22 protein-coding genes and 1 tRNA gene are annotated in these 24,015 nt (G+C 66.0%); 1 reads left to right on the forward strand and 22 read right to left on the reverse strand.

Annotated features, from left to right (window positions below; genetic code table 11):
- Nucleotides 1-54: 54 nt before the first annotated feature.
- From bamA to rnr, 11 genes are all read right to left on the reverse strand, one after another.
- A complete protein-coding gene (gene bamA, locus VNM24_03335; protein HWQ37632.1) occupies nt 55-2,325 on the reverse strand; it encodes an outer membrane protein assembly factor BamA in 2,271 nt (756 codons plus the stop codon).
- A gap of 6 nt (nt 2,326-2,331) precedes the next feature.
- Complete coding sequence (gene rseP / locus VNM24_03340; GenBank protein ID HWQ37633.1) at nt 2,332-3,690, reverse strand: RIP metalloprotease RseP; 1,359 nt, start codon at nt 3,688-3,690, stop codon at nt 2,332-2,334.
- Between the two features lie 28 nt (nt 3,691-3,718).
- Entirely contained in the window at nt 3,719-4,909 is a 1,191-nt protein-coding gene (gene ispC / locus VNM24_03345; GenBank protein ID HWQ37634.1) for a 1-deoxy-D-xylulose-5-phosphate reductoisomerase, read from the reverse strand.
- Nucleotides 4,906-5,727, reverse strand: a complete 822-nt coding sequence (locus VNM24_03350) for a phosphatidate cytidylyltransferase (protein HWQ37635.1) — start codon at nt 5,725-5,727, stop codon at nt 4,906-4,908. The genes ispC and VNM24_03350 overlap by 4 nt, the downstream gene beginning before the upstream one ends.
- 38 nt (nt 5,728-5,765) lie before the next feature.
- Complete coding sequence (gene uppS, locus VNM24_03355) at nt 5,766-6,554, reverse strand: polyprenyl diphosphate synthase (protein ID HWQ37636.1); 789 nt, start codon at nt 6,552-6,554, stop codon at nt 5,766-5,768.
- Between the two features lie 89 nt (nt 6,555-6,643).
- Nucleotides 6,644-7,204: a ribosome recycling factor gene (frr, locus tag VNM24_03360; protein HWQ37637.1), complete on the reverse strand. Its 561-nt coding sequence runs from the start codon at nt 7,202-7,204 to the stop codon at nt 6,644-6,646.
- Between the two features lie 22 nt (nt 7,205-7,226).
- On the reverse strand, nt 7,227-7,940 hold the full coding sequence (pyrH, locus tag VNM24_03365; protein ID HWQ37638.1) for a UMP kinase: 714 nt from the start codon (nt 7,938-7,940) through the stop codon (nt 7,227-7,229).
- Nucleotides 7,941-7,966: 26 nt separating this feature from the next.
- The gene (tsf, locus tag VNM24_03370) at nt 7,967-8,851 is read right to left on the reverse strand and encodes a translation elongation factor Ts (GenBank protein HWQ37639.1); all 885 of its coding nucleotides are present in this window, start codon (nt 8,849-8,851) and stop codon (nt 7,967-7,969) included.
- Nucleotides 8,852-8,969: 118 nt separating this feature from the next.
- Nucleotides 8,970-9,716: a 30S ribosomal protein S2 gene (gene rpsB, locus VNM24_03375; protein HWQ37640.1), complete on the reverse strand. Its 747-nt coding sequence runs from the start codon at nt 9,714-9,716 to the stop codon at nt 8,970-8,972.
- Nucleotides 9,717-9,884: 168 nt separating this feature from the next.
- Nucleotides 9,885-10,634, reverse strand: a complete 750-nt coding sequence (rlmB, locus tag VNM24_03380) for a 23S rRNA (guanosine(2251)-2'-O)-methyltransferase RlmB (protein ID HWQ37641.1) — start codon at nt 10,632-10,634, stop codon at nt 9,885-9,887.
- Nucleotides 10,635-10,640: 6 nt separating this feature from the next.
- The gene (rnr, locus tag VNM24_03385) at nt 10,641-12,842 is read right to left on the reverse strand and encodes a ribonuclease R (GenBank protein ID HWQ37642.1); all 2,202 of its coding nucleotides are present in this window, start codon (nt 12,840-12,842) and stop codon (nt 10,641-10,643) included.
- A 78-nt stretch (nt 12,843-12,920) separates the two neighbouring features.
- Between rnr and VNM24_03390 the strand changes: the two genes are divergently transcribed.
- Nucleotides 12,921-13,007 (forward strand) — tRNA-Leu (locus VNM24_03390).
- A gap of 71 nt (nt 13,008-13,078) precedes the next feature.
- On the opposite strand, the gene VNM24_03395 is transcribed toward VNM24_03390, so the two are convergent.
- The 11 genes from VNM24_03395 to hisS form a co-directional block, all read right to left on the reverse strand.
- Complete coding sequence (locus tag VNM24_03395) at nt 13,079-14,377, reverse strand: adenylosuccinate synthase (protein HWQ37643.1); 1,299 nt, start codon at nt 14,375-14,377, stop codon at nt 13,079-13,081.
- A gap of 49 nt (nt 14,378-14,426) precedes the next feature.
- Nucleotides 14,427-15,590 (reverse strand): ATP phosphoribosyltransferase regulatory subunit, encoded by a 1,164-nt coding sequence (locus VNM24_03400; protein HWQ37644.1) that lies wholly within the window; start codon nt 15,588-15,590, stop codon nt 14,427-14,429.
- A gap of 50 nt (nt 15,591-15,640) precedes the next feature.
- The gene (locus VNM24_03405; GenBank protein HWQ37645.1) at nt 15,641-15,835 is read right to left on the reverse strand and encodes a DUF2065 domain-containing protein; all 195 of its coding nucleotides are present in this window, start codon (nt 15,833-15,835) and stop codon (nt 15,641-15,643) included.
- A gap of 49 nt (nt 15,836-15,884) precedes the next feature.
- Complete coding sequence (hflC, locus tag VNM24_03410; GenBank protein ID HWQ37646.1) at nt 15,885-16,757, reverse strand: protease modulator HflC; 873 nt, start codon at nt 16,755-16,757, stop codon at nt 15,885-15,887.
- Nucleotides 16,754-17,926: an FtsH protease activity modulator HflK gene (gene hflK, locus VNM24_03415; GenBank protein HWQ37647.1), complete on the reverse strand. Its 1,173-nt coding sequence runs from the start codon at nt 17,924-17,926 to the stop codon at nt 16,754-16,756. The genes hflC and hflK overlap by 4 nt, the downstream gene beginning before the upstream one ends.
- Before the next feature lie 43 nt (nt 17,927-17,969).
- Nucleotides 17,970-19,088, reverse strand: a complete 1,119-nt coding sequence (hflX, locus tag VNM24_03420) for a GTPase HflX (protein ID HWQ37648.1) — start codon at nt 19,086-19,088, stop codon at nt 17,970-17,972.
- A gap of 92 nt (nt 19,089-19,180) precedes the next feature.
- On the reverse strand, nt 19,181-19,420 hold the full coding sequence (gene hfq, locus VNM24_03425; protein HWQ37649.1) for an RNA chaperone Hfq: 240 nt from the start codon (nt 19,418-19,420) through the stop codon (nt 19,181-19,183).
- A gap of 89 nt (nt 19,421-19,509) precedes the next feature.
- Nucleotides 19,510-20,835, reverse strand: a complete 1,326-nt coding sequence (gene der / locus VNM24_03430; protein HWQ37650.1) for a ribosome biogenesis GTPase Der — start codon at nt 20,833-20,835, stop codon at nt 19,510-19,512.
- 81 nt (nt 20,836-20,916) lie between these two features.
- Entirely contained in the window at nt 20,917-22,092 is a 1,176-nt protein-coding gene (bamB, locus tag VNM24_03435) for an outer membrane protein assembly factor BamB (protein HWQ37651.1), read from the reverse strand.
- Nucleotides 22,089-22,721 carry a tetratricopeptide repeat protein gene (locus VNM24_03440; protein HWQ37652.1) on the reverse strand — a complete coding sequence of 211 codons (633 nt, stop codon included), beginning with the start codon at nt 22,719-22,721 and terminating at the stop codon, nt 22,089-22,091. The genes bamB and VNM24_03440 overlap by 4 nt, the downstream gene beginning before the upstream one ends.
- 25 nt (nt 22,722-22,746) lie before the next feature.
- Nucleotides 22,747-24,012 (reverse strand): histidine--tRNA ligase, encoded by a 1,266-nt coding sequence (gene hisS / locus VNM24_03445; GenBank protein ID HWQ37653.1) that lies wholly within the window; start codon nt 24,010-24,012, stop codon nt 22,747-22,749.
- Nucleotides 24,013-24,015 lie beyond the last annotated feature (3 nt).

Below are 24,015 nucleotides of genomic sequence, written 5' to 3' on the forward strand. Positions count from 1 at the left end.
ATCTTCTTCACGTGCTGTCTCCTCACCTATTGCAACGGACGATGTCGCTGCGACTCAGAACAGCGTCCCGAGCGTGAACTGCACTCGTTCCTGCTTGTCATCCGGTTTGGGGTTGATCGGCCGCCCGAAGCTTAGCTTCAGCGGTCCGACGGGTGAATACCAGCTGAAGGCAAGACCCGTCGAGTAGCGCAACTCGTTGGTGTCGTACTTCTCCCCGGCGAGGCCGGCATCGACGAACGCGGACAGCCGGACCGATTTGTCCTTCTCCAACCCGGGAAAGGGAAACAGCAATTCGAAATTGCCGATCAGCTGCCGCTTGCCGCCGATCGCATCCCCGTTGCTGTCCTTCGGTCCGATGGTCGCCGTTGCGTAGCCGCGCACCGAATGCACTCCACCTGCGTAGAAATTCTTGAAGAACGGAAGCGGCTTGTCGTCGTAACCTTCGGCGTAACCGATCTGGCCGTTCAGCAAGAGCGTCAGGTTTTGCGTGAGCGGATAATACCACTGATGCTGATAAGTCAGACGGTAGTAGGTCAGGTCTGCGCCGGGCAGACCGACCTCGGCCTGAAGGCGCTGATAGCGGCCGCGCGTGGTGTAGATGATGCTGTCGCGCTGATCGCGCGCCCAGCCGGCCGTGCCGAGGTAGTTGTCGGTTGTCTCCCCGAATGTGTTGACGAAGTCGACGAAGCGCTGAGGCGTGTCCTCCAGGATGCCGATCTTCGTCTGCTCGTAGGCCAGCCCGTAGTTGATGGTGTCGTACTCGGTCACCGGCACTCCGAATCGCAGTCCCAACCCCAGGGTGGAGGTGTTGTAGCTGGAGATTGAAAGGCTGGAAACGTCGGTGTCGCGGCGATAGACGTCGAAGCCGCGGCTCACGCCGTCGTCGGTGAAATAGGGATTGGTGTAGGAAAGCGCGTAGGTCTGGTTGATGCTCCCGGTATTGATCTGCAGGGACAGCGCGTTGCCGGTGCCGAAGATGTTCTGCTGCGAGATGCCCGCGGAAAGCACCACCTTCTCCGCCGTGGAATAGCCCACGCCCAGCGTCAGATTGCCGGTGGCCCGTTCGGTAACCTTGATGTTGACGTCGACCTGGTCCGCGACTCCGGGTACGGCCGGCGTTTCGATCTGGACGTCGGAAAAGAATCCCAGCTTGTCGACCCGCTGGCGCGAGCGGTTCAGCTTCTCCGTGGAATACCACGCGCTTTCCATCTGGCGCAGCTCGCGCCGGATCACTTCGTCCCGGGTATTGGTGTTGCCGGAGATGTTGATCCGCCGGACGTAAATCCGGCGGCCGGGGTCGACGTAGAGCGTGAAGGACGCCTCGCCCTTTTCGCGGTTGATCTCGGGCACCGCGTTGACTTGGGCGAAGGCGTAGCCTTCGTTGCCCAGCCGGTCCCCGATGAGCTTGGTCGTTTCGGTCAGTCTCTCCCGCGAAAAGACTTCCCCCTTCCTGAGCCGGACCAGGCGGCGCAGTTCCTCTTCCGCAACGATCAGCTCGCCCGCCAGCTTCACGTCGGCCACGCGGTACTTGCCGCCCTCGGTGAGATTGATGGTGATGAAGATGTCCTGCTTGTCCGGCGAGATCGACACCTGGGTGGAATCGATCGAGAACTCCAGATATCCCTGGTTGAGGTAGAACGAGCGCAGCGTCTCGAGATCCGCCTGCAGTTTCGGCTTGGAGTACTGATCGTTCTTGCTGTACCACGTGAGCAGCCCGGGCGTGCGCAAGGTCAGTTGCTTGCGCAGCGTGCGGTCGCTGAACACTTCGTTGCCGACGAACCGGATCTGGCGGATCTTGGCGACCCGGCCTTCGGAAATGGTGAAGCTGAGCGCCACACGGTTGCGCTCGAGCGGCGTGACGGTGGTGGTGATCTGCACGCCGTACTTGCCGCGCGCGATATACTGGTTCTTCAGCTCCTGCTCCGCGCGATCCAGCAGCGCGCGGTCGAAGATGCGCGACTCGGCGAGCCCGATCTGCTTGAGCGCCTCCTTCAGCTTGTCCTTGTCGAATTCCTTGGAGCCGATCACGTCGATCTGCGCGATCGCGGGCCGCTCTTCCACGATCACGACCAACACGTCGCCGTCGGCCTCCAGCCGCACGTCCTTGAAGAAGCCGGTGGCGAACAGCGCCTTCACCGCGGCGGAAGCCCGTTCCGGCGTGACCTTGTCGCCGACCTTGATGGGCAGATAGCTGAACACCGTGCCCGCTTCGGTGCGCTGAATGCCCTCGACGCGGATGTCGCGCACTTCGAAAGGTTCGAATCCGAGAGCGGTGGAGCAGTAGAAAAGGGCGATGAGCGCGAGCGGCAGTGGCCTTATTGTCATCTGCGTTCAGCCGCCGAGCAGGCGATTTATGTCGTTATAGAGCGCGAACGCCATCAAGCCGAAGAGCAGAACGATGCCCACCTGCTGGCCGACTTCCAGTGCCCGCTGCGACACCGGGCTGCCTTTGATGATCTCGACCAGATAGTACATGAGGTGCCCCCCGTCGAGGACCGGAACCGGCAGCAGGTTGAGCACGCCGAGGCTGATGCTGATGAGCGCCAGGAAATTAAGGTACGCGAGCCAGCCCAGTTGCGCGGACTGCCCGGCATAGTCCGCGATCGTGATCGGACCGGAGAGGTTCTTCAGCGAGACGTCTCCCACGATCATGCGGCCCAGCATCTTCAGGGTGAAAAGCGACACCTCGCCCATGCGTGCCACCGCCTTCCGCGCAGCCTCGAGCGGTCCGTACCGGACTTCGGTCAGCAGCCACTCGAACTCCTTCTCGTCGATGCGCGGCGCGGCTCCGATGCGGCCGATCGTGGCCTGTCCTTCGACGGCGAGGTCGGGCGTGACGCGGATGTCGAGCGCGCGGCCGTCGCGCTCCACCGTCAGCCGCAGCGGCCGGCCGGGCGCGCCGCGCACCGCGGCCACCACCTCCTCCCACTGCCCGACCGCGCGACCATCGATTTCCAGCACGCGGTCTCCTTCCCGCAGTCCGTCGCGCCGCGCCGCGCCGTCCTGTGTCAGGCGGCCCAGCACCGGCTGGATCGGCGGATTGAAGCGCGTGAGCCCGATCGCCTCCAGCAGATCGGAGTCGATGTCCTCCGCGCCGATGCCCGCCAGATCGAGGCGCGCAAAGCGGATGTGGCCATCTGCGCGATGGACTTCCAGCGGGACCGTCGCCCGCCGTAACGCATGATCCAGAAGCTCCCAGCGCAGGTCCTGCCAGGTTGCGACCGGCCGATCGCCGACCTTGGCGATCAGATCTCCTGGCTGCAGTCGGGCGCTCGCCGCCGGCGTACCGGGCAGAGGCTCGCCGACCACCGGTTTGACACCCGGAACGCCGTGCAGAAACAGCGCCCAGTACAGGAACACCGCGAGAAGAAAGTTGGCCAGCGGGCCGGCGGCGACGATCGCCACGCGCTTGGCCACCGGCTGGACGTTGAACGCCCGATGGCGCTCCTCGGCAGCCACCGGGCCCTCGCGCTCGTCGAGCATCTTCACGTAGCCGCCAAGCGGAAAGGCGGCGATGACCCATTCCGTGCGGTCCGCGCCGAACCTTCTCGACCACAGCGGCGTGCCAAACCCGATGGAGAAGCGCAGGACCCTGACGCCGCAGAGCCGGGCGATCAGGTAGTGGCCCAGCTCGTGAAAGACGATAAGCACCCCGAGGGCGACGAGGAAGGCGGCAATGGTCGAAAGCATTTGCATCGGTCGGCGAGCCGGCGAGACGTCAGTGGATCAAGGCTTCGAGCCGCTGCCCGGCGGCCTCGCGTGCCCTCGAATCGGCCCGGAGGACCGCATCGAGATCGGATAGGGGCTCGTTGGGCAGCGCGCTCAGCACCTCTTGCACCAGACGGGGAATGTGCTGATACGGCAGGCGCCGTTCCAGAAAGTTCTCCACGGCGATCTCGTTGGCGGCGTTCAGATACACCGGCGCCGCGCCGCCGGCGCGCAGCGCCTCGTAGGCCAGACGCAGACAAGGAAAGCGCGCCGTGTCCGGTTGCTCGAAATGCAGCGCCGCGATCGCGCAAAGATCGAGTGGCCGCACGCCGTTGTCGATACGCTCGGGATAGGCCAGCGCATGTGCGATTGGCGTGCGCATGTCCGGATTGCCGAGCTGCGCGATGACCGAGCCGTCGACGTATTCGACCAGGGAGTGCACCACGCTCTCCGGGTGGATGAGCACTTCGATCTGCTCGGGTTGCGCGTCGAACAGATAGTGCGCCTCGATCACTTCCAGTCCCTTGTTCATCAGCGTGGCAGAGTCCACGGAAATCTTCCGCCCCATGATCCACTTCGGGTGCGCGCAGGCCTGCTCGGGCGTGACCGAGGCGAGCTGCGCGACGGGAGTCAGGCGAAACGGGCCTCCCGAAGCCGTGAGCAGCAAGCGCCGCACGCCGTGGGCTTGCGGATCGCCCGAATAGCCGGCAGGCAGCGCCTGGAAGATTGCGTTGTGCTCGCTGTCGATGGGCAGCAGCAGGGCTTTGCTCGTGCGCGCCGCGCCGATCAGCAGCCGCCCCGCCATGACCAGCGCCTCTTTGTTTGCCAGCAGCAGCTTCTTTCCGGCCCGCGCCGCCGCCAGCGTCGGGCGCAGGCCGATCGCGCCGACGATGGCGGCCATCACGGTGTCGATGCGGGGATGCGCCGCAAGCGTCTCGATCGCCTGCGGGCCGTCCATCACCTCGCAAGACAGGCCGGCAGCGCTCACGCGCTCGCGCAATCGGCGCGCCGCGCCGGCGTCGGCCAGGGCCGCAAACGCAGGCTCGAACTGCACGCATTGCGCGAACAGGCGCTCCACGTCGCGATTGGCGGCCAGCGCGAAAACGCGGAAGCGGTCCGGATGGCGCGACACCACGTCGAGCGTGCTCATGCCCACGCTGCCCGTCGACCCTAGAATGGCCAGATTCTGCCGCTCGCTCATGGCCTGGCGTGCAGCAGGTACAGCGCTGCGAAGGGCATCGCGGCGGTCACGCTGTCGATGCGATCGAGCACGCCGCCATGGCCGGGAAGCAGATGGCCGCTGTCTTTTGCGCCGGCCTGGCGCTTGATCCACGACTCGAACAGGTCACCGGCGACCGAAAGCGTGGTAAGCACCATGGCGAAGACGACCAGGGCCGCCTTCTCTCCAAGCGGCGCGCCGGCCAGCGGAAAAATCGCGATCAGCATGACATAGAGGAGGACCGCGGCATAGGCGCCGACCAAGCCTTCGATCGTCTTGCCGGGGCTGATTGCAGGCGCGAGTTTACGGCGTCCGAAGCGCCGGCCGACGAAGTAGGCCGCCGTGTCGGCGAGCCAGATCACGCACAGGGTGAGGAAGAGCACCAGCGGCGTCTTCTGCATGGCGCTGGTGGCGAGCCAGGCCGGAACCAGCACCATCCACCCGGCCAGCAGCAGCAGCGCGCGCTGCCGGATGCGCCAGCCGAAGTACAGCCAGCAGGGAACCGCCGCCGCCCAGAACACGACCGCGAGTCCCAGCACCGCTTGCCAGGCAGTGTGGCTCGCCCCGCGCCACGCGGGAAGCGCGCCGGCGACGAACAGCGCCGTCCCACTGATCGCCACGAGCGCCGCGAACAGCGCCTGGCCGATCCCGGGCAGCGCGCACAGCCGCGCCCATTCCACGGCAGCGAGCACGACCGCAACGCCGATGGCTGCGGTCCAGACCGGGTTGGGCGCGAAGAACATCAGGCCCAGCAGCAGGGGCAGGAGCACTGCGACCGTGATGAGGCGTTCCCTCAACATACGGGCATGGGGCGGGAGGCGCCTTGTGGCCGCCGCCCTCAAGCCAAGCGCGGCTGCGCGGAGCCTTGCGCCGCCTCCTGGGCGCTCGCCAGCTGTTCGCTGGTCCGGCCGAACCGACGCTCGCGCTGGCGGTACGACTCGATCGCCCGCGCCAGCGATTTGGCATCGAAGTCGGGCCAGAGCTCATCGGTGAAGTAAAACTCGGTGTAGGCGAGCTGCCACAAGAGGAAATTGCTCACGCGCTGCTCGCCGCCGGTGCGGATGAACAGGTCCGGTTCTGGGGCATAACTCATCGACAGGAACGGCGCAAGGTCGGCCTCCCGGTAACCACCGGTGCGTTCCGGCAGCTTGCGTACCATGCGGTTGACTGCCTGCAGGATATCCCAGCGCCCGCCATAGTTGGCGGCGATGGTCAGAGTCAAGCCGCTGTTGCCCGCGGTCAAGGCTTCCGCCTGGCGGATCAGACGCACGAGGCGCGGCTCGAAGCTGCCCAAGTCGCCGACGATCCGCAGCCGGATGTTGTTCTCGTGCAGCTTGGCGACCTCCTGCTCCAGGGCCATGACGAACAGGTCCATCAGAAAGGACACTTCTTCCTTCGGCCGGCGCCAGTTTTCGCTGGAGAACGCGAACAGTGTCAGGAACCCGACGCCGCGTTCGACGCAGGCGCGGGTGATGACCCGCACCGCCTCCAGCCCGCGGCGATGACCGGCCGCGCGCGGCAGAAACCGCTGCCTAGCCCAGCGCCCGTTGCCGTCCATGATGATGGCGATGTGACGCGGCACCGGCCCGGCCTGCGGAACGGAAATGGTTGAGGATTCGAAGTTCATGCTGGGTCCCCTGGGTTCATTCGCGGCCGGGCCGCACCGGGCGCCATGGCGATGCGGCAGTTGCGCCGCAACAGTGTGCCTGGCCGACGCTACACCGCCATCAGGTCCTTTTCCTTGGCCGCCAGCGTCTTGTCCACCTCGGCGACATAGCGGTCGGTCAGTTTCTGGATCTCCTCCTGGGCTCGGCGCTCTTCGTCTTCGGAAACCTGCTTGGCCTTCAGCATTTCCTTCAACTGATGAATGGCGTCGCGCCTGACGTTGCGCACCGCCACCCGTGCGTTCTCGGCCTCGTGCCTGACGACCTTGATCAATTCCTTGCGCCGCTCTTCGGTCAAGGGCGGCATCGGCACGCGCACCGCCTCGCCCATTGTGGACGGATTCAGGCCGAGATCGGAATCGCGGATCGCCTTCTCGATGACCGGCAACATCTTCTTCTCCCACGGCTGCACGCTCAGCGTGCGCGCGTCCATGACGCTGACCGCCGCCACCTGGTTCAGCGGCGTGGGCGTGCCGTAATAGTCGACCTGGATGTGATCGAGCAGGCCGGCATGGGCGCGCCCGGTGCGCACCTTGCCCAGATCGGCCTTCAGCGCCTCCAGGCTCTTCTGCATCTTCTGTTCCGCCGATTTCTTCACCTCCGAGAGCGTCATGCTTAGTCCTCCTTCGATACGCTCAGCTATGGACCAGTGTGCCTTCGTCCTCGCCCTGGACGACGCGTTTGAGCGCACCCGCCTTGAAGATGCTGAAGACGCAGACCGGCAGCTTCTGGTCGCGGCACAGCGTGAGCGCGGTTGCGTCCATGACCTTGAGCTTCTTGACGATGGCCTCGTCGAATGTCAGCCGTTTGTAGCGCATGGCGTCGGGATGGGTCTTGGGATCGTCGGTGTAGACTCCGTCCACCTTGGTCGCCTTGATCACGACATCGACGTTCATCTCCATCCCGCGCAACGCCGCCGCGGTGTCGGTGGTGAAGAACGGATTGCCGGTGCCGGCCGCGAAGATGACCACCCGGCCTTCTTCCAGGTAGCGCATCGCCTTGCCGCGGATGTAGGGTTCGGCGACCTGTTCGATGTTGAGCGCCGACTGCACCCGGCTCCTCAAACCGACCCGCCGCATCGCATCCTGTAGCGCCAGGGCGTTCATGACCGTGGCGAGCATGCCGATGTAATCGGCAGTCGCGCGGTCCATCCCGGCCGCCGCGGGCGCCACGCCGCGAAAGATGTTGCCGCCGCCGATCACCACGCCCACTTCGACTCCCAGCTCGACCACCTCCTTGATCTCGCCGACGATGCGATCGATGGTCTCCCTGTTGATTCCGTAGGCATCGCCGCCCATGAGGGCCTCGCCCGAGAGCTTGAGCAGGATGCGCTTGTAGGCGGGCTTCATCGCGCAAGTAAGCCGCAGGCGGCAAGTCAGCGCGCCTGCGCCGCCTGGGCCTGAACCTCGGCGGCGAAATCGGTCTGCTTCTTCTCGATGCCCTCGCCGACGACGAACAGGGAAAAGCCGTGCACCTTTGCCCCCTTTGCGGCGAGCAGTTTGTCGATCGTGATCTTGTCGTCCTTGACGAAGGGCTGGCCCAGCAACGTGACCTCCGCCAGGTACTTCTGAACGCTGCCCTCCACGATCTTGTCGACGATATTGGCCGGCTTGCCCGACTCCCGCGCCCGCGCCGCGGCGATCTCGCGCTCGCGCGCGACGTTTTCGGCGGGAACCTGATCCCGGGATACCGCGATGGGCCTGGAGGCCGCGATATGCATCGCGAGGTCCTTGCCCAGCGCCTCGTCTCCGCCGCTGAAGTCCACCAGCACGCCGATCCGGTTGCCGTGCAGATAATGGGCCAGCCTGCCCTGCGCGCGCTGCAAGGCGACCCGGCGCACGCTGATGTTCTCGCCGAGCTTCATGATGAGCGCACGCCGCGCTTCCTCGACCGTCTCGCCCGAGGCGAGTTTTTGCTGTGCCAGCACCTCGACCGTGCCGGCGTTCGTCGCGGCCGCGGTCCGGGCGACCGCGGCGGCGAACGCGGAGAAGCTCGCGTCCTTGGCCACAAAGTCGGTTTCGCAGTTCACTTCGACCAGCGCCCCGCTGCTGCCGTCGGCCGCGACGAACGCCGCCACCGCGCCTTCGGCCGCGATGCGCCCCGCCACCTTGCTCGCCTTGGCACCGCTGCGGATGCGCAGCAGGTCTTCGGCCTTCTTCAGGTCGCCGCCCGCCTCTTCCAGCGCCTTCTTACACTCCATCATGCCAAGCCCCGTGCGCTCGCGGAGTTCCTTCACCATGCTCGCGCTGATTTCCGCCATAGGTCGTTTCCTGCTCCTTTGTCTATCGGTTCATCTACCGCGTCGGCTGCCTCGCGCCGGTCGGCCCCCCGGTTAAAAAAAAGGGGCCGAGGCCCCTTTTTTCGCTCCGCCCGGTCGCTCAGGCCTGTGCCTGCTCTTCCGAGCTGTCCACCTCCACGAATTCATCACCCGAGATCTCGCGGATCACCTGCGAGCGGCCTTCCAGAATCGCATCCGCGATTCCGCGGGCGTAGAGCCGGACGGCGCGGCTCGCGTCGTCGTTGCCCGGAATCACATAGTCCACGCCCTCGGGCGAGTGATTGGTGTCGACCACGCCCACCACCGGAATGCCGAGCTTGTTGGCCTCGGTCACCGCGATCCGGTGATAGCCCACGTCGACCACGAACATCGCGTCGGGCAGGCTGTTCATTTCCTTGATGCCGCCCAGGCTGCGCTCGAGCTTGGCCAGCTCGCGCTGGAAGGTCAATGCTTCCTTCTTCGACATCTTTTCCAGCGAGCCGTCCTGCACCATCTGGTCCATGTCGCGCAGCCGCTTGATCGACTGCTTCACGGTCTTGAAGTTGGTGAGCATCCCGCCCAGCCAGCGGTAGTCGACATAGGGCGAGCTGCAGCGCTGTGCTTCCTCGCGGATGATGTCGCGCGCCTGGCGTTTGGTCCCCACGAAGAGCACCGTTCCCTTGTTCGAAGCCAGCTGACGGACGAACTTCACCGCCTCCAGGTACTGCGCGAGGGTCTTTTCGAGGTTGATGATGTGAATCTTGTTGCGATGGCCGAAGATGTACGGGGCCATCCTGGGGTTCCAGTAGCGGGTTTGATGCCCGAAATGCACCCCGGCTTCGAGCATCTGACGCATCGTGATGGACATCTGGTCTCCAGTTCGGGTTAGAGCCTCCCCCCGCGCGAGACCCGAATCTTTCCGGGCACCCAAAGCTGTTGCGGAGGTGCGAGTTTGTCGCCGTGGGGCAGCACCCCTTGAGCGAGGCGCGCAGTCTAGCACGCGGAACCCCGTCGGCTCAAGCATTCTGTCGGCTGCTCAAGGGCTTACCGATCTCCCGGCGCGCTGGCGCCGCGCCTCGTAGAGGCAGATGCCGGCCGCGACCGAAACGTTGAGGCTCTCCACCGTACCCATCATCGGAATGGCCGCCAGCTCGTCGCAGCACTCGGCGGTGAGCCGGCGCAGTCCCGCGCCTTCGGCACCGAGCACCAGCGCGCAGGCGCGGGTCAGGTCGCAGGCGGCGAGCGGCGCGTCCGCTTGCTGCGCGGCACCGACCACCCACAGTCCACGCTCCTGCAATTCCCGCAGCGTGCGCGCCAGATTGGTGACCGTGATGTAGGGCACGCTCTGAGCCGCTCCCGAGGCGACCTTCTCCACTGTCGGCGTGAGGCCGACCGTCCGATCCCTCGGGACCACCAGCGCCTGCGCGCCCATCGCGTCCGCCACGCGAAGGCAGGCACCCAGATTGTGCGGGTCTTGCACCCCGTCCAGCACGAGCAGCAGCGCGGGCTCGCGCGCCGAGGCCAGCACCGATTCGAGCGAAGCGCCGCTGTCGATTTGCTCGACGAATGCCACCACGCCCTGATGCGGGGCACCGCCGACCAGTTCGGTCAGCCGGCGCCCCGCAACCTTCCGGACGCCGACGCCGGCCGCGCTTGCCGCCTCCAGCAGCTTGCGCACCCGCGCATCGTGCCGCTGCGCGTCGATCAGGATCTCCTTCACGGTGCCGGCGCGCTGACGCAGCCGCGCGCTAACCGCGTGGAAGCCGAACACGATCGCCTTGCTCACGCGCCTTCAGCGCCTCACCCGTGCCTGATCGAGCACGAAATCGATCCGGCTTTGCTCCAGGTCGACCCGCACGAGCCTCACCCGCACCCGGTCTCCGAGCCTGAAACGGCTGCCGTGACGCTCGCCCTGCAGGAGATGGCGCGCGGGGTCGAAGTGAAAGTAGTCGTCTCCTAGCTCGGAGACATGAACCAGCCCCTCCACGTACACGGCGTCGAGCGCGACGAAAATCCCGAACGGTGCCACTGCGCTCACCGTGCCGTCAAACGACTCGCCCACGCGGTCCTGCATGTAGTAGCACTTCAGCCACGCCTCCACGTCGCGGGTGGCTTCGTCGGCGCGGCGTTCGGTCTCCGAGCAATGCCGACCCAGTTCGCGCCAGTCGCCCGGATCGTAGCGCTCGCCCGCGAGCACCGCCTTGATGGCGCGGTGAATGAGCAAGTCCGGATAGCGCCGGATGGGGGAGGTGAAGTGGGTATAGGACTCGTAGGCCAGGCCGAAGTGGCCTACGTTTTCCGGACTGTAGACCGCCTGTTGCAGCGACCTGAGCATCACGGTTTGCAGCAGTTGCGCGTCCGGACGCGACTTCACCTTCTCCAGCAGCCGGGCATAGTCCTTGGCCCGCGGCGCGTCGCCGCCGGTCAGGTGAAGACCGAACTCGGCGAGAAACTCGCGCAGCGCCGCGAGCTTCTCGGGCGTCGGTCCCTCGTGAATCCGGTACAGGGCCGGATGATCGTGTGCGCGCAGGAAATCCGAGGCGCACACATTGGCCGCAAGCATGCATTCCTCGATGATACGGTGGGCGTCGTTGCGCTCGCTCGCGACAATGCGCTCGATCTTGCCGTGCGCGTCGAAGAACATCTGAGTCTCGATCGTCTCGAAGTCGATCGCGCCCCGGCGGCTTCTCGCGCTGGAGAACGCCTGGAACAGGTCATGCAGATCGCGCAGCATCGGCAGCAGGCTGTCCAGCCGCCCCGCCGCCCCGCTATCCGGGTCGGCAAGCGCCTGGGCCACCTCCGTGTAGGTGAGCCGGGCGCGTGAATGCATCACCGCCGGATAGAAGCGGAAGTGCGCGATTTCACCGCGCGCGCCCACGTCGAGTTCGCAGACCAGGCACAACCGGTCCACCCCCGGCTTGAGCGAGCACAGTTCGTTGGACAGCACCTCGGGCAGCATGGGGATCACGCGCCGCGGGAAATAGACGGAGTTGCCACGCTCCCGGGCTTCGCGGTCGATCGGATCGCCGTGCTTGACATAGTGGCTCACGTCGGCGATCGCCACCCAGAGCTTGAAACCCCTGCCGCGCCGCTCGCAGTACACCGCGTCGTCGAAATCCTTTGCTGTTTCTCCGTCGATCGTCACCAGCGAAAGGTGCCGCAAGTCCTGCCTGCCCTCGAGTTCCCGGCTGGTGACTGCAGCGGGAAACCTCTCGCACAGCTTCTGCACTTCGCCGGAAAACACATAAGGCAGGCGGTGCTTGCGCAGCGCGATCTCGATCTCCATGCCCGGGGCGTCGAAGTTGCCGAGCACTTCGGTGATCCGTCCGATCGGCTGAGCATGGCGCGTGGGCTGTTCGACGATCTCCGCCACCACGACCTGGCCTTCGCCAGCCCCACGGGTAGCCTCGGCCGGAATCAGGATGTCCTGGCTGATGCGCTTGTCCTCCGGCACCACGAAGCCGATGCCGTGCTCGCGCAGGTAGCGCCCGACCACCAGCTTGTTCGCACGCTCCAGCACTTCCACGACGACGGCCTCGGCCTTGCCGCGCGCGCTGACCCCGGAGGGGCGCGCGAGCACGCGGTCGCCGTGCAGCACGCGCGACATCTCGCCCGGATTGAGGAACAGATCCGGCCCGCCTGCGTCCGGAACCAGGAAGCCGTAGCCATCCGGATGTCCCTGAACGGTACCGGCAACCAGATCGAGCTTGCCCACGACGCAGATCGCGTTCTTGCGGTTGCGGATGATTTGCCCGTCGCGCTCCATCGCGGCCAGCCGCCGCGCGAACAGCTCTTCCTCTTCGGGCCGGATGCCGAGCATGCGCACGAGCTTCTGCTGGCTCACGGGCACGCCTTGCTCCTCGAGCAGCTGCAGGATGAATTCGCGGCTGGGCAGAGGGTGCTCGTAGCGGCTCGCCTCGCGCTCCAGATGCGGGTCGCGCGCGCGCAGCGCGGAAGCCGAATCGGAACTGCGCCGTTTTCTGGTGGTCTTCATGTGCAGGGAGGTGCCAGTGTCGCGGCGCGCGTTTCGTTGACAACCCCATAGCGGGCCGCTAAATTGTGCGCCCTCCGTGCCGAGATGGCGGAATTGGTAGACGCACCAGGTTCAGGTCCTGGCGGTGGCAACACTGTGGAGGTTCGAGTCCTCTTCTCGGCACCAGTCACCTTCGCTCTCCTCGTCACCCCACGCTTCGCGCCTGCGCACCAAAGCCGTTGCCCGGCGACAGCGCTTCAGCGCGCTCCGAAGGGATGGCGCAGCACAATGGTTTCCTCGCGCTCAGGGCCGGTGGAGATCATGTCCACCGGTACGCCGCAGATCTGCTCGATGCGCTCGAGATAGGCGCGCGCGTTGCGCGGAAGATCTCGGTAGCACTTGATGCCGACCGTGCACTGCTTCCAACCCGGCACTTCCTCGTACACCGGCTCGCATTGCGCCAGCGTCTCCGCGCCGGCGGGCAGGATGTCGATCTGCTCCGCGCCGATCCGGTAGCCTACCCCGATGCGAAGCCGCTCCACGCCGTCGAGCACGTCGAGCTTGGTGACGCAGAAGCCGGAAACGCCGTTGATCTGAATCGAGCGTTTCAGCGCCGCCGCGTCGAACCATCCGCAGCGCCGCGGCCGTCCGGTGGTCGCACCGAATTCATTGCCACGGCGCGCGAGGTGACGCCCGATGTCGTCATCGAGTTCGGTCGGAAACGGTCCTCCGCCCACTCGGGTGGTGTAGGCCTTGGTGATGCCCAGCACGTAATGCAGTGTCTGCGGCCCCACGCCGCTGCCTGCGGCGGCAGCGCCGGCCACGCAGTTGCTCGATGTCACGTAGGGATAGGTTCCATGGTCGACGTCGAGCAGCGTCCCCTGCGCCCCTTCGAACAGAAGGTTGTCGCCGCGACCGGAAGCCTCGAACAGCATGCGCGGCACGTCGCCGACCATGGGCCGCAACCGCTCCGCCAGTGCCAGCGTAGAATCCAGCGTCTCCTGGAAATCCACCGTCTGCGCGCCGAAAAAGTTCTTGAGCACGAAATTGTGGTAGTCCAGCACCTCGCCCAGCTTCGCGGCGAAGCGCTCACGATGGAAAAGATCCTGCATCCGAATCGCCCTCCGCGCGACCTTGTCCTCGTAGGCCGGGCCGATGCCGCGACCGGTGGTGCCGATCTTGCCCTCGCCCTTGGCGTTCTCGCGCGCACGGTCCAGCGCGACGTGGTAGGAAAGGATCAGCGGACAGGCTTCGCTGATCGTCAGCCGGCCCTGCACCGCCACCCCTGCCCGCTCCAGCGTGTCGAGTTCATCGAGCAGCGCGTGGGGCGAGACCACCACCCCGTTGCCGATGTAGCAACGCACGTCCGGGTGCAGGATGCCTGAAGGAATCAGATGCAGGACCGTCTTGCGGCCGCCGATCACCAGGGTGTGGCCGGCGTTGTGCCCGCCCTGAAAACGCACCACGCCCTGGGCATGCTCGGTGAGCCAGTCGACCACCTTGCCTTTGCCTTCGTCGCCCCACTGCGTGCCGACCACCACTACGTTTCTTGCCATCGATCGAGTTTCCGTCCGCTGTGTTCCGAACGTTCCCGGAAGGATTTCATCAGCCACCGCACCGTACTACCGTCCATCGTCCCTCTTTTTGCGCGAGTTCGGCGTCGCACTCCAGCTCCTCGCGAGCCTCGGCGTGCCCGGGGAGGTCGATGACGACCGTCGTGCCCGACTGGCGCAGCCGCAAGATCTCGGCCTGCAGCGCGGCGTCCTGCGGCGCATAAGGCGCGAGCACACGGCTGGCCGCACCGTCCACGCGGGAAAGGGCCGCCAGGTCGCGCAGGTCGATGCTGAAACCTGTGGCGGGGCGCGCCCGGCCGAACGCCCTGCCCACTTCGTCGTAGCGGCCGCCGCGGGCGATCGCTTCGGTCCTGCCGCGCGCGTAAGCGGCGAAGACCACCCCGCTGTGATAGTGATAACCGCGCAGCTCGGCCAGATCGAAGCACAGCTCGCCCGCTTCCCCTGAAACCCGCGAGGCGATCTGCTCGAGCAGATCCAGGCAAGGCGCGACGTCCGGATAGTCCGTCAGACGCTTCCTGGCTTGCGCCAGCACTTCCGCGCCGCCATACAGTTCGGGCAACAACGACAAGGCCTCGCGCGTGCGCTGATCGAGGCCGGCCGTGAGCTCGCGCAGCGCGGGCCGGTCCTTGGCCTGCAAAACCTGGAACAGTTCAGCTTCGCGATCCGCGGGTACTGCGCCACGGCGCACGATGGTGCGGAACACCGCGACGTGCCCAAGGTCGAGATGCACGCCCGACACCCCTGCCGCGGCCAGCGCCCGCAGCATCAAGGTCTGAATCTCGATATCGCTTTCCACGCCGGCATGACCGTACAGTTCGGCCCCGATCTGCAGCGGCTCGCGGCTGTGCAGCAAGCCCGAGGGCAGCGCATGAAGCACGCTGCCGGCGTAGCACAGGCGGGTGACCCCGCGGCGATTGAGCAGGTGCGCGTCGATGCGCGCCACCTGGGGCGTGATGTCCGCCCGCAATCCGAGCAGCCGCCCGGAAAGCTGGTCGACGAGTTTGAACGTCCGCAGATCCAGGTCGTGTCCGGTACCTGTCAGCAACGAATCGAGATACTCGATCAGGGGCGGCATGACCAGCTCGTAGCCGTGCACGGCGAACAGGTCGAGCAGACGGCGGCGCAGCGCCTCCACCCTGCGCGCCTCCGCCGGCAGGACGTCATCGATGTATTCGGGCAGCAGCCACTTCTGCATGACAGGCTCGCACCGCCGAAAGGCGGTGCCGGAAACTCAGTTAAGGCGGGTTATCTCGACAGCAACAGCAGGAGGAGGCCGGCAATCATCGAACTCAAGCCGATGAAGCGAACCTGACCATCGGTCATCTCCGTCAGCCGGCGAAACGTCTCGCGCCAGCCGCGGGGGGACAGAAAGGGCAGAATTCCCTCCAGCACGAGCATCAGCCCCACCGCGGTCAACAGGCTTCCCCAGTAGCCTTCCATCCTTCCCCTTTCGCTCGAACGGGGAGCGAGCCAAAGTCTTGCTCCCTTCTTATCTTGCCCGCGGATTGCGCAGGTACTTGAAGAAGTCGGACTCCGGTTCGAGGATGAGCAGATCGCTCTTGTTGCGGAAGCTCTGGCGGTAGGCTTCGAGGCTCCGGTAGAAGGCATAGAACTCCGGATCGGCCTCGAAGGCCCGCGCGTAGATCGCCGCGGCCCTGGCGTCGCCCTCCCCCTTGATGCGCTGCGCGTTCCGGTAGGCTTCGGCGACGATGATCTCTCTTTGCTTGTCGGCGTCGGCCCGAATCTTCTCGGCCTCGGCGAAACCGGTGGAGCGCAGCTCGTTGGCCACCCGCTTGCGCTCGGCTTCCATCCTGCGGTAGACGGACTCGCTGACTTCCTGCGTGAGATCGACCCGCTTGAGCCGAACGTCCAGTACCTGGACTCCGATCTTCGCCGCGTCGTTGTCCAGCTTCTCGCGCACCACGTCCATGATCTTGTCGCGCTCGCCGGAAACCACCTCGTGCACCGTGCGCTTGCCGAATTCGGCGCGCAGGCTGTCGTTCACCGTCTGCTGCAACCGGATGCGAGCCAGCGCCTCGTCGCCGCGAACGCTGATGTAGTACTGGCGCACGTCCTTGATCCGCCACTTGACAAAGGAGTCGACCAAGACGTTCTTCTTCTCGGACGTCAGGAAACGCTCCGGTTCTTCTGCGTCGAAGGTCAGGATGCGCACGTCGAAGTAACGCACGTTGTCGATCAGCGGGATCTTGGCGTACAGGCCGGGCTGCGTCCGGGTGGCCACGATCTCTCCGAGCCGGAACACCATCGCGTGCTGGCGCTGGTCCACGGTGTACAGGCTCAGGCTCGCCAGCACCAGTACGACCACGATGCCCACCAGCACGGAAGTGGCGGTCGGTTTCATCGCGACTCCCGATCGCGGCTGCGAAAGGCGTCGCGCGTGCGTCCGGGCGCCTCGCCCGTCGGCGCTGGCGGGGCAGTCAGCGGCTCCGGTGCGGAGGCACGCCCCGCGCCTTCCACTGCGGAGGCCGCGGCCTGCAGCAGCTTGTCGAGGGGAAGAAACAGCAGATTGCTGTTGGCACGCTGATCGATCACGATCTTGGTCGCGCTGGAGAGCACGTCCTGCATGGCGTCGAGATACAGGCGGTCACGGGTCACGCGCGGCGCCTTGCGATACTCGGCCACCACCTGACGGAAGCGCGCCGCGTCGCCCTCCGCGGCGGAGATCACGCGCTGCCGGTAGCCTTCGGCCTCCTGGACCAGGCGTGCGGCCGTGCCGCGTGCCTTGGGCACGACGTCGTTGAAGTAGGCCTGGCCTTCGTTGATCTGCCGCTCGCGGTCCTGATTGGCGCGCACCGCGTCGTCGAAGGCGGCTTGAACCTGCTCCGGCGGCTGCGCGTTCTGCATCGTCACCTTGCTGATGGCGATGCCCGTCTGGTAGCGGTCCAGGATTTGCTGCATCAGGCTCTGCGCGTTGGCCGCGATCTGCTCTCGACCTTCGTAGAGCACGTAGTCCATCTTGTTGCGGCCCACGATTTCCCGGATCGCCGACTCCGCGACCTGCATCACCGCCTGATCCGGTTCGCGGTTGTAGAAGAGATAGCTCTCCGGGTCGGCGCGCACGTACTGCACCGCGAACTGCAGATCGATAATGTTCTCGTCGTCGGTGAGCATCAGCGATTCGTTGAGCACCTTGCTGCGTACGTTGTTGCGATAGCCCACTTCCACCGTGCGCACCTCGGAAACGTTGACGACCTCCACCGACTCCATCGGCCACGGCAGGTGCCAGCGCGGGCCGGGCTGGGTCGTCTCCGAATACTTTCCGAAACGCAGCACCACTCCGCGCTGACTCGCGTCGACGATGTAGAAGCCGCTGGCCACCCACACCAGAAATGCGAGCGCCACGACCAGCCAGACGCCGCCGCCGGCGCGCCCGGGGCCCTCGGGGCGGCCCCCTCCTGCGCGCCTGCCGAAGATCGAGCCCATGCGCTGATTGAATCTGCGCCACAGCTCGTCAAGGTCGGGCGGACCGTCATTGCCGCGTCGACCCCACTGCGGATCGTTCAGTGCCATTTATTCTCGAGAAGAGTTTCTCGTTGCTCTGGGGGCCGGCAGCTCACGCGATGGCGAGCGCGAGTTCCCTGCGGCTGATGTCCTGGATTTCGCCGAGCAGCGCCTGCAACTGTTCGATGCCCTCGCCGGTGAGCGCGCTCAGACGGATCGCGCAGATCTTACCATAGGCATCGCGCTGCACTCCCGGCGACCATCCGGCGGCGTCGATCTTGTTGTAGACCAGCCACTGCGGGACGGCATCTGCGCGAATTTCGGCGAGTACTTTATTGACTTCCGCGACCTGCGCATCGCGTATCGCACTCGAGCTGTCCACCACGTGGAGCAGCAGATCCGCCTGCGCGGTCTCTTCCAGCGTCGCCCGGAAGGCGGCGACCAGTGTATGAGGCAAGTCGCGGATGAAGCCTACGGTATCCGAGATCACCACGTCGCGGCCGCTGGCCTGCGCGAGGCGTCGCGTGGTCGTGTCCAGAGTGGCGAAGAGCTGATCGGCCGCATATACGCCGCCACGGGTCAGCCGGTTGAACAGGGTGGATTTGCCGGCATTGGTGTAGCCCACGATCGACACCGAGAAGACCTTGCTGCGGCTGCGCGCGCGCCTTTGCGTCGCGCGCTGGCGCTGAACGGCTCCGAGCTTGTCGCGCAGCACCTTCACGCGCCGGGCGAGCAGCCGTCGGTCGGTTTCGAGCTGGGTTTCACCCGGTCCGCGCAACCCGATACCGCCCTTCTGTCGTTCCAGGTGGGTCCAGCCTCCCACCAGCCTGGTTGCCAGATGCTCCAGTTGCGCCAGTTCGACCTGCAACTTGCCTTCGTGACTTTTGGCGCGCTGCGCGAAGATGTCCAGGATCAGAGTGGTGCGGTCCACCACCCGGCAGCCAAGGCGCCTTTCGAGGTTGCGCTGCTGGGCGGGCGAAAGATCGTGGTTGAAGACCACCAACCCGGCAGCGACCTCACCGATCGTGCGGGCGATCTCCTCCACCTTGCCACTGCCTGCGAACGTCGCCGCATCGGGTCGTTGACGCCGGCCCCTGATCAGCGCCGCACAATCAACGCCTGCGCTTTGCGCGAGCCGACGAATCTCCTCGGTGCTTTCCGTGTAGTCCGGTTCGTTGAGATCGAGGCTTACGAGTACGGCGCGGTCACCGCCGCGCGGGCGTTCGAACATCTACGCGCAAACGTGGGCAGGAAAGAGAGGGAAAAGTCGGCGATCGGGCATGTCCGCGGGATCCGCGCCTGCAGTTCGGCAGCGGCGCGCAGTCAGTCTTCCGTGCCGTGATCCAGGTTCAAGCTGACCGGCCGGGCGGGTACCACGGTCGAGATCGCGTGCTTGTACACCATCTGGGTCACGGTGTTCTTCAGCAGCACCACATACTGATCGAAGGATTCGATTTGCCCTTGAAGCTTGATGCCGTTGACGAGATAGATCGATACCGGCACGTGCTCCTTGCGAAGCGTATTCAAGAACGGGTCTTGTAACAATTGCCCTTTGGCGCTCATGGCTGCTCCTTCTTCTACTTATTGCCGCGACTACTGTACTGGATTTCGCAGCCCAACACCATCCCGCGCACGGGCCCCGGGTCGCGCCGCTAACCTCGTTGGGCAAAAGGGTTTCTGCCTTGCTTGAAGACGATCCTCACCGGCGTGCCCCTGAGCAGAAAGGCGCTCGAGAACGCGCGCTCCAGGTAGCGCCGATAGCCGTCGCTCACCCGGTTGAGCGCATTGCCGTGAATGACGATGAGCGGCGGATTGGTTCCGCCCTGGTGCGCATAGCGCAACTTGGGCCGCACCGGACCGGCGCGCGGAGGCGCCTGTTTCTGCGTGGCTTCCTGCAGCACCCGCGTAAGCTTCGGGGTCGGCAGCTTCGCCATGGCCGCACCATAGGCCGCGTCCACGCTGCGCAGGAGCGGCGCGAGCCCGGTCGCCGCTCGCGCGCAAATGAAGTGCAGATCGGCGAAATCGAGGAACGCCAGCTTGCGGTCGTAGTCCCGTTTCACGCGCGCGCGCCGCTCGGCGTCCGCAGCATCCCATTTGTTGACGGCCACGACCAGCGCCCGCCCCGCTTCGAGAACGAAGCCAGCCAGATGCGCGTCCTGCTCGGCGATCTCCTGGGTAGCATCCAGAACGAGCACGACCACGTTGGCGTCCTCGATCGCCTGCAGCGTCTTCACCACAGAGAACTTCTCGACCGCATCCTCGATCCTGCCCCTGCGTCGCACGCCCGCCGTGTCGATCAGGGTATAGCGCTTGCCGCCGCGCTCGAAATCGACGTAGATGCTGTCGCGCGTCGTACCGGGCTGGTCGAAAGCGATCAGGCGCTCCTCGCCGAGCAGCGCGTTGACGAGCGTGGACTTGCCCACGTTCGGCCGTCCCACCACCGCGATCTTCGGATGTTGCCCCCGGACTTGTTCTTCGGCAGCTTCCGGCAGCCCCTGCACGATGCAATCGAGCAGGGCCCCCATGCCTTCTGCGTGCGCTGCGGAGATCGCGATGGGCTCGCCGAGCGCCAGTTCGTGGAAATCGGCGCAGGCCTGCGAGGCGTCCATTCCCTCGGCCTTGTTCACCGCGACCACGATCCGCTTGCCGCTCCGGCGCAGTTCTCGGGCGACGGCGCGGTCCTGCGAAGTGAGTCCCTGGCGCGCATCGACCAGAAACACCACTGCGTCGGACTCATCGATCGCCTGTCGCGTCTGGCGCGCCATCTCCCTGAACAGCGCGTCATCGCTGGCCGGTTCGAGCCCGCCGGTGTCCACCACCAGGAAAGCTTTGCCCTCATGGCGCGCATGCCCGTAGTGCCGGTCGCGCGTCAGCCCCGGCACGTCGGCCACCAGCGCGGCGCGGGAGCGGGTGAGCCGGTTGAACAGCGTGGACTTGCCCACGTTGGGCCGGCCGACCAGAACGACGGTAGGTTTCACGAGCCAGGAATCACGAATGCCAGGGCAAGAAGGAGTTACAGGACCGAAGAACGAACGGGCCGGGCGGCCGCAAGGCCGCTCTCATCTCTGATCCTTTCTCCTTGCGCCTTCGTCCTTGCTTTTCACGCTGATCGCGAACAGCCCGCCAGCGGCCGTTTGTACCAGGACCTTGCCCTCGATCGCGACCGGCTGGGCGACAATCGCGGTGCCGTCCGTGGCGATGCGCGCGGCGAACGAGCCGTCCTCCCGCGAAAGGAAATGCACGTAACCCTTGTAGTCGCCAACCACGACGTAGGAATCGAAGGGGAGCGGTGAGGAGACCTTGCGCGCGTGCAGCTTGTCCTGTTTCCACACGCTCGTCCCGCTGGTTTTGTCCAGCGCCACCACCGCGCCGTCCTCTTCGGTGTAATAGAGCACGGTCCCCGCGGCACCGAGCGTGCCGGCGCTGGAAGCGGGGCGCACCCACAGCTGCCTGCCGCGCTCCGTGTCGTAGCACCCCACGCGCCCCTGATAGGTCACCGCGCAGATGCGGTCCGATTCCACGAGCGGCGCGCCGGCGATATCGGCGATGCGCTCCAGTTCGTTGTCCCCGCGCGGCGTGGCCACGGCGGTCTCCCAGAGCACGGCGCCGGTCTGCGCACTGAGCACCAGCAGCTTGCCGCCGGGAAATCCCGCGACCACGGCGTTTTCGCCGACCAGCACGATTCCCGGTGCGGCGCGCAGGGTCAGCGGGGGTGCGGCAGCCTGGTATTCCCAGAGGCGCGCTCCATCGCGCGCATTCAACCCGAATACCTTGCTGTCGCCGCTGCGCACGATCACCACATTGGAGTTGCCGGCCGGCGCGCTCAGCACCTCGCTCGACACCTTCGAGCGCCAGAGCAGCTTGCCGTCCGGGTCATAGGCCAGCACCACGCCTTTTGCCGAGCCGACCAGGATCTGGCCAGCGCCCAGTCCCACGCCGCCCGACAGACGCGCACCGGTGTTCACGCGCCAGACCTGCCGCCCGGTCTCGACCTCGAACCTGGCCAGCTCCCCCGTGGCCCCGGCAGCGTAGACCGCACCGTCGAGCACCGCAGGGCGAAACAGATGGCGCTGCGCCTTTCCCACAGCCGCGCGCCAGACCACCTTCGTTCTCGCCTTTGGCGTGAACTCCACGAGTTCGGCGGGCTTCGGCCCGCTCGACGCACAGGCGAGCAGGACCACAGCGGTGAGCGCTGCGGCCAACGCGGCGCGCGCGCCGGGGCCTGAGCGCCTCACAGGCCGGGGCCGAGCGCGTCCAGCTTCACTTGCACCAGATTGCGCCACGGGCTGTCGCCTTCCATTTTTTCCAGGGCCTGCCGGTACTGGGCCCGTGCCTCGGCCGTCTTGCCTTGCGCGCGCAGCACGTCGCCGCGCAAATCAGCGTAGAGCGCAACGAAGGGCGCGCTCACCTTGGCGTCGAGCAGCTTCAGCGCATCCTCGTACTTTTTTTCGTCGAGCCGGATGCCCGCGAGCCGCAGACGCGCCAGCGCCGCCGTGTTGCCGTCCCGGGCGCGGTCGATCGCCCACTGCAGTTGCGCAGCCGCGGCCTGCCGCTCGCCGTGCTCGTAGTTGACTTTCGCCAGGATGAGTGCCGCCATCGGACCGTAGGCCGTGCGCGCATACTCCTCGAGCAGTTGCGCCCCGACCTTGCGGATCTCGCTCAGGTCGTTCCTGCGCTGCGCCTCCTCCAGCCTGGAGAAGAGCACCGAGGCCGCTTGCGCCTGGCTGCGGTTGTAGTACTGCCAGCCGTGGATGCCGGCCACCGAGACCGCGAAAGCAAGCGCGGCTGCAATGATCAACCGGCCGTATTCCCTCCAGAAGCGCTTCAGCGCGTCAATCTGTTCCTGTTCTTCCAGATCGTACATGTCGTGTCTCGAATCCTCGGCGTTGCTAACCCGCAGCGCGCAGCAGCGCCGCGACTTCCTCGACTTTCACCTGCACCTGCGCGCCGAGCACGCGCAGCGGCTTGACCGATACCATCTCGCGGGCGGCCTCCTCGTCGCCGATGATCGCCGCAAAGCGCGCGCCGCTCGCGTCGGCGCGTTTCATCTGCGACTTCAAGCTGCCGCCCCCGCAGTGAAAAATCACTTTGAGCCCGGCATCGCGCAGGCGTTCCGCGACCAGCCAGCCGAAGCGGCCGGCTGCCTCGCCCGCGTGGACCAGGTAGATGTCCGCCAGGCGGGCCGGCGCGCAGAATCCGCTCTCGGCGAGCAGCGCGAGCAGGCGCTCCACCCCCAGCGCGAAGCCGCAAGCCGGCGCCGGCTTGCCGCCGATCTGCTCGAACAGCCCGTCGTAACGCCCGCCGGCGCACACCGTTCCCTGCGCGCCCAGCCGGTCAGTGACCCACTCGTAGACCGCATCGTTGTAGTAGTCCAGACCGCGCACCAGGCGCGAATCGATCTCGAAGTCCACGCCGGCCTCGCGCAGCAGGCGCTGCAGGGACTCGAAGGATTTCAGCGATTCCTCGTCGAGATCGTCCAACAGGCGCGGCGCCCCAGCGACGACCGGCTGCATCGCCGGATTCTTGCTGTCGAGCACGCGCAGCGGATTGTGCTCCAGGCGCCGCCTGGAGTCTTCGTCCAGCTCGTCGAAACGGCTCCTGAGATACTTCACCAGGCGGGCGCGGTAGCGGTGGCGGGAAGCGCTGCTTCCCAGGGTATTGATCCTGAGCCGGACGTCGCTCAGGCCCAGACGCTTCCACAGGCGTTCGCCCATCACCATGTGCTCGGCGTCGACGTCCGGTCCGGAGAAGCCGAGTGCTTCGACGCCGAACTGATGGAACTGGCGGTAGCGGCCTTTCTGCGGGCGCTCATGGCGAAACATCGGGCCGCTGTAGTACAGGCGCTGCGGGCCCGCGTAGAGCAGATTGTGCTGGATCGCCGCGCGCACACAGGAAGCGGTTCCCTCGGGACGCAGTGTCAGGCTCTCGCCATTCAGCTGGTCGATGAAAGTGTACATTTCCTTCTCGACGATGTCGGTGGTCTCGCCGATCGAGCGCACGAACAGCTCGGTCTTCTCCAGGATCGGCATCCGGATGTTGCGGTAGCCATAGGCCGCGAGCCAGTCGCGCAGCGTGTCCTCGAAAAACTCCCAGGTGGCGGATTCGGCCGGCAGGATGTCGTTCATCCCGCGCACGGCCTGAATGGGCTGAGTCATGAA

The sequence above is a fragment of the Burkholderiales bacterium genome (genome assembly GCA_035560005.1).
Taxonomy (GTDB): Bacteria; Pseudomonadota; Gammaproteobacteria; order Burkholderiales; family Eutrophovitaceae; genus DASRFY01.

Bases quoted from the DNA above. Each gene is read 5' to 3' on its own strand.
- bamA (HWQ37632.1), bottom strand. From the start codon at position 2,325: ATGACAATAAGGCCACTGCCGCTCGCGCTCATCGCCCTTTTCTACTGC.
- rseP (HWQ37633.1), bottom strand. From the start codon at position 3,690: ATGCTTTCGACCATTGCCGCCTTCCTCGTCGCCCTCGGGGTGCTTATC.
- ispC (HWQ37634.1), bottom strand. From the start codon at position 4,909: ATGAGCGAGCGGCAGAATCTGGCCATTCTAGGGTCGACGGGCAGCGTG.
- VNM24_03350 (HWQ37635.1), bottom strand. From the start codon at position 5,727: ATGTTGAGGGAACGCCTCATCACGGTCGCAGTGCTCCTGCCCCTGCTG.
- uppS (HWQ37636.1), bottom strand. From the start codon at position 6,554: ATGAACTTCGAATCCTCAACCATTTCCGTTCCGCAGGCCGGGCCGGTG.
- frr (HWQ37637.1), bottom strand. From the start codon at position 7,204: ATGACGCTCTCGGAGGTGAAGAAATCGGCGGAACAGAAGATGCAGAAG.
- pyrH (HWQ37638.1), bottom strand. From the start codon at position 7,940: ATGAAGCCCGCCTACAAGCGCATCCTGCTCAAGCTCTCGGGCGAGGCC.
- tsf (HWQ37639.1), bottom strand. From the start codon at position 8,851: ATGGCGGAAATCAGCGCGAGCATGGTGAAGGAACTCCGCGAGCGCACG.
- rpsB (HWQ37640.1), bottom strand. From the start codon at position 9,716: ATGTCCATCACGATGCGTCAGATGCTCGAAGCCGGGGTGCATTTCGGG.
- rnr (HWQ37642.1), bottom strand. From the start codon at position 12,842: ATGAAGACCACCAGAAAACGGCGCAGTTCCGATTCGGCTTCCGCGCTG.
- VNM24_03395 (HWQ37643.1), bottom strand. From the start codon at position 14,377: ATGGCAAGAAACGTAGTGGTGGTCGGCACGCAGTGGGGCGACGAAGGC.
- VNM24_03400 (HWQ37644.1), bottom strand. From the start codon at position 15,590: ATGCAGAAGTGGCTGCTGCCCGAATACATCGATGACGTCCTGCCGGCG.
- VNM24_03405 (HWQ37645.1), bottom strand. From the start codon at position 15,835: ATGGAAGGCTACTGGGGAAGCCTGTTGACCGCGGTGGGGCTGATGCTC.
- hflC (HWQ37646.1), bottom strand. From the start codon at position 16,757: ATGAAACCGACCGCCACTTCCGTGCTGGTGGGCATCGTGGTCGTACTG.
- hflK (HWQ37647.1), bottom strand. From the start codon at position 17,926: ATGGCACTGAACGATCCGCAGTGGGGTCGACGCGGCAATGACGGTCCG.
- hflX (HWQ37648.1), bottom strand. From the start codon at position 19,088: ATGTTCGAACGCCCGCGCGGCGGTGACCGCGCCGTACTCGTAAGCCTC.
- hfq (HWQ37649.1), bottom strand. From the start codon at position 19,420: ATGAGCGCCAAAGGGCAATTGTTACAAGACCCGTTCTTGAATACGCTT.
- VNM24_03440 (HWQ37652.1), bottom strand. From the start codon at position 22,721: ATGTACGATCTGGAAGAACAGGAACAGATTGACGCGCTGAAGCGCTTC.
- hisS (HWQ37653.1), bottom strand. From the start codon at position 24,012: ATGACTCAGCCCATTCAGGCCGTGCGCGGGATGAACGACATCCTGCCG.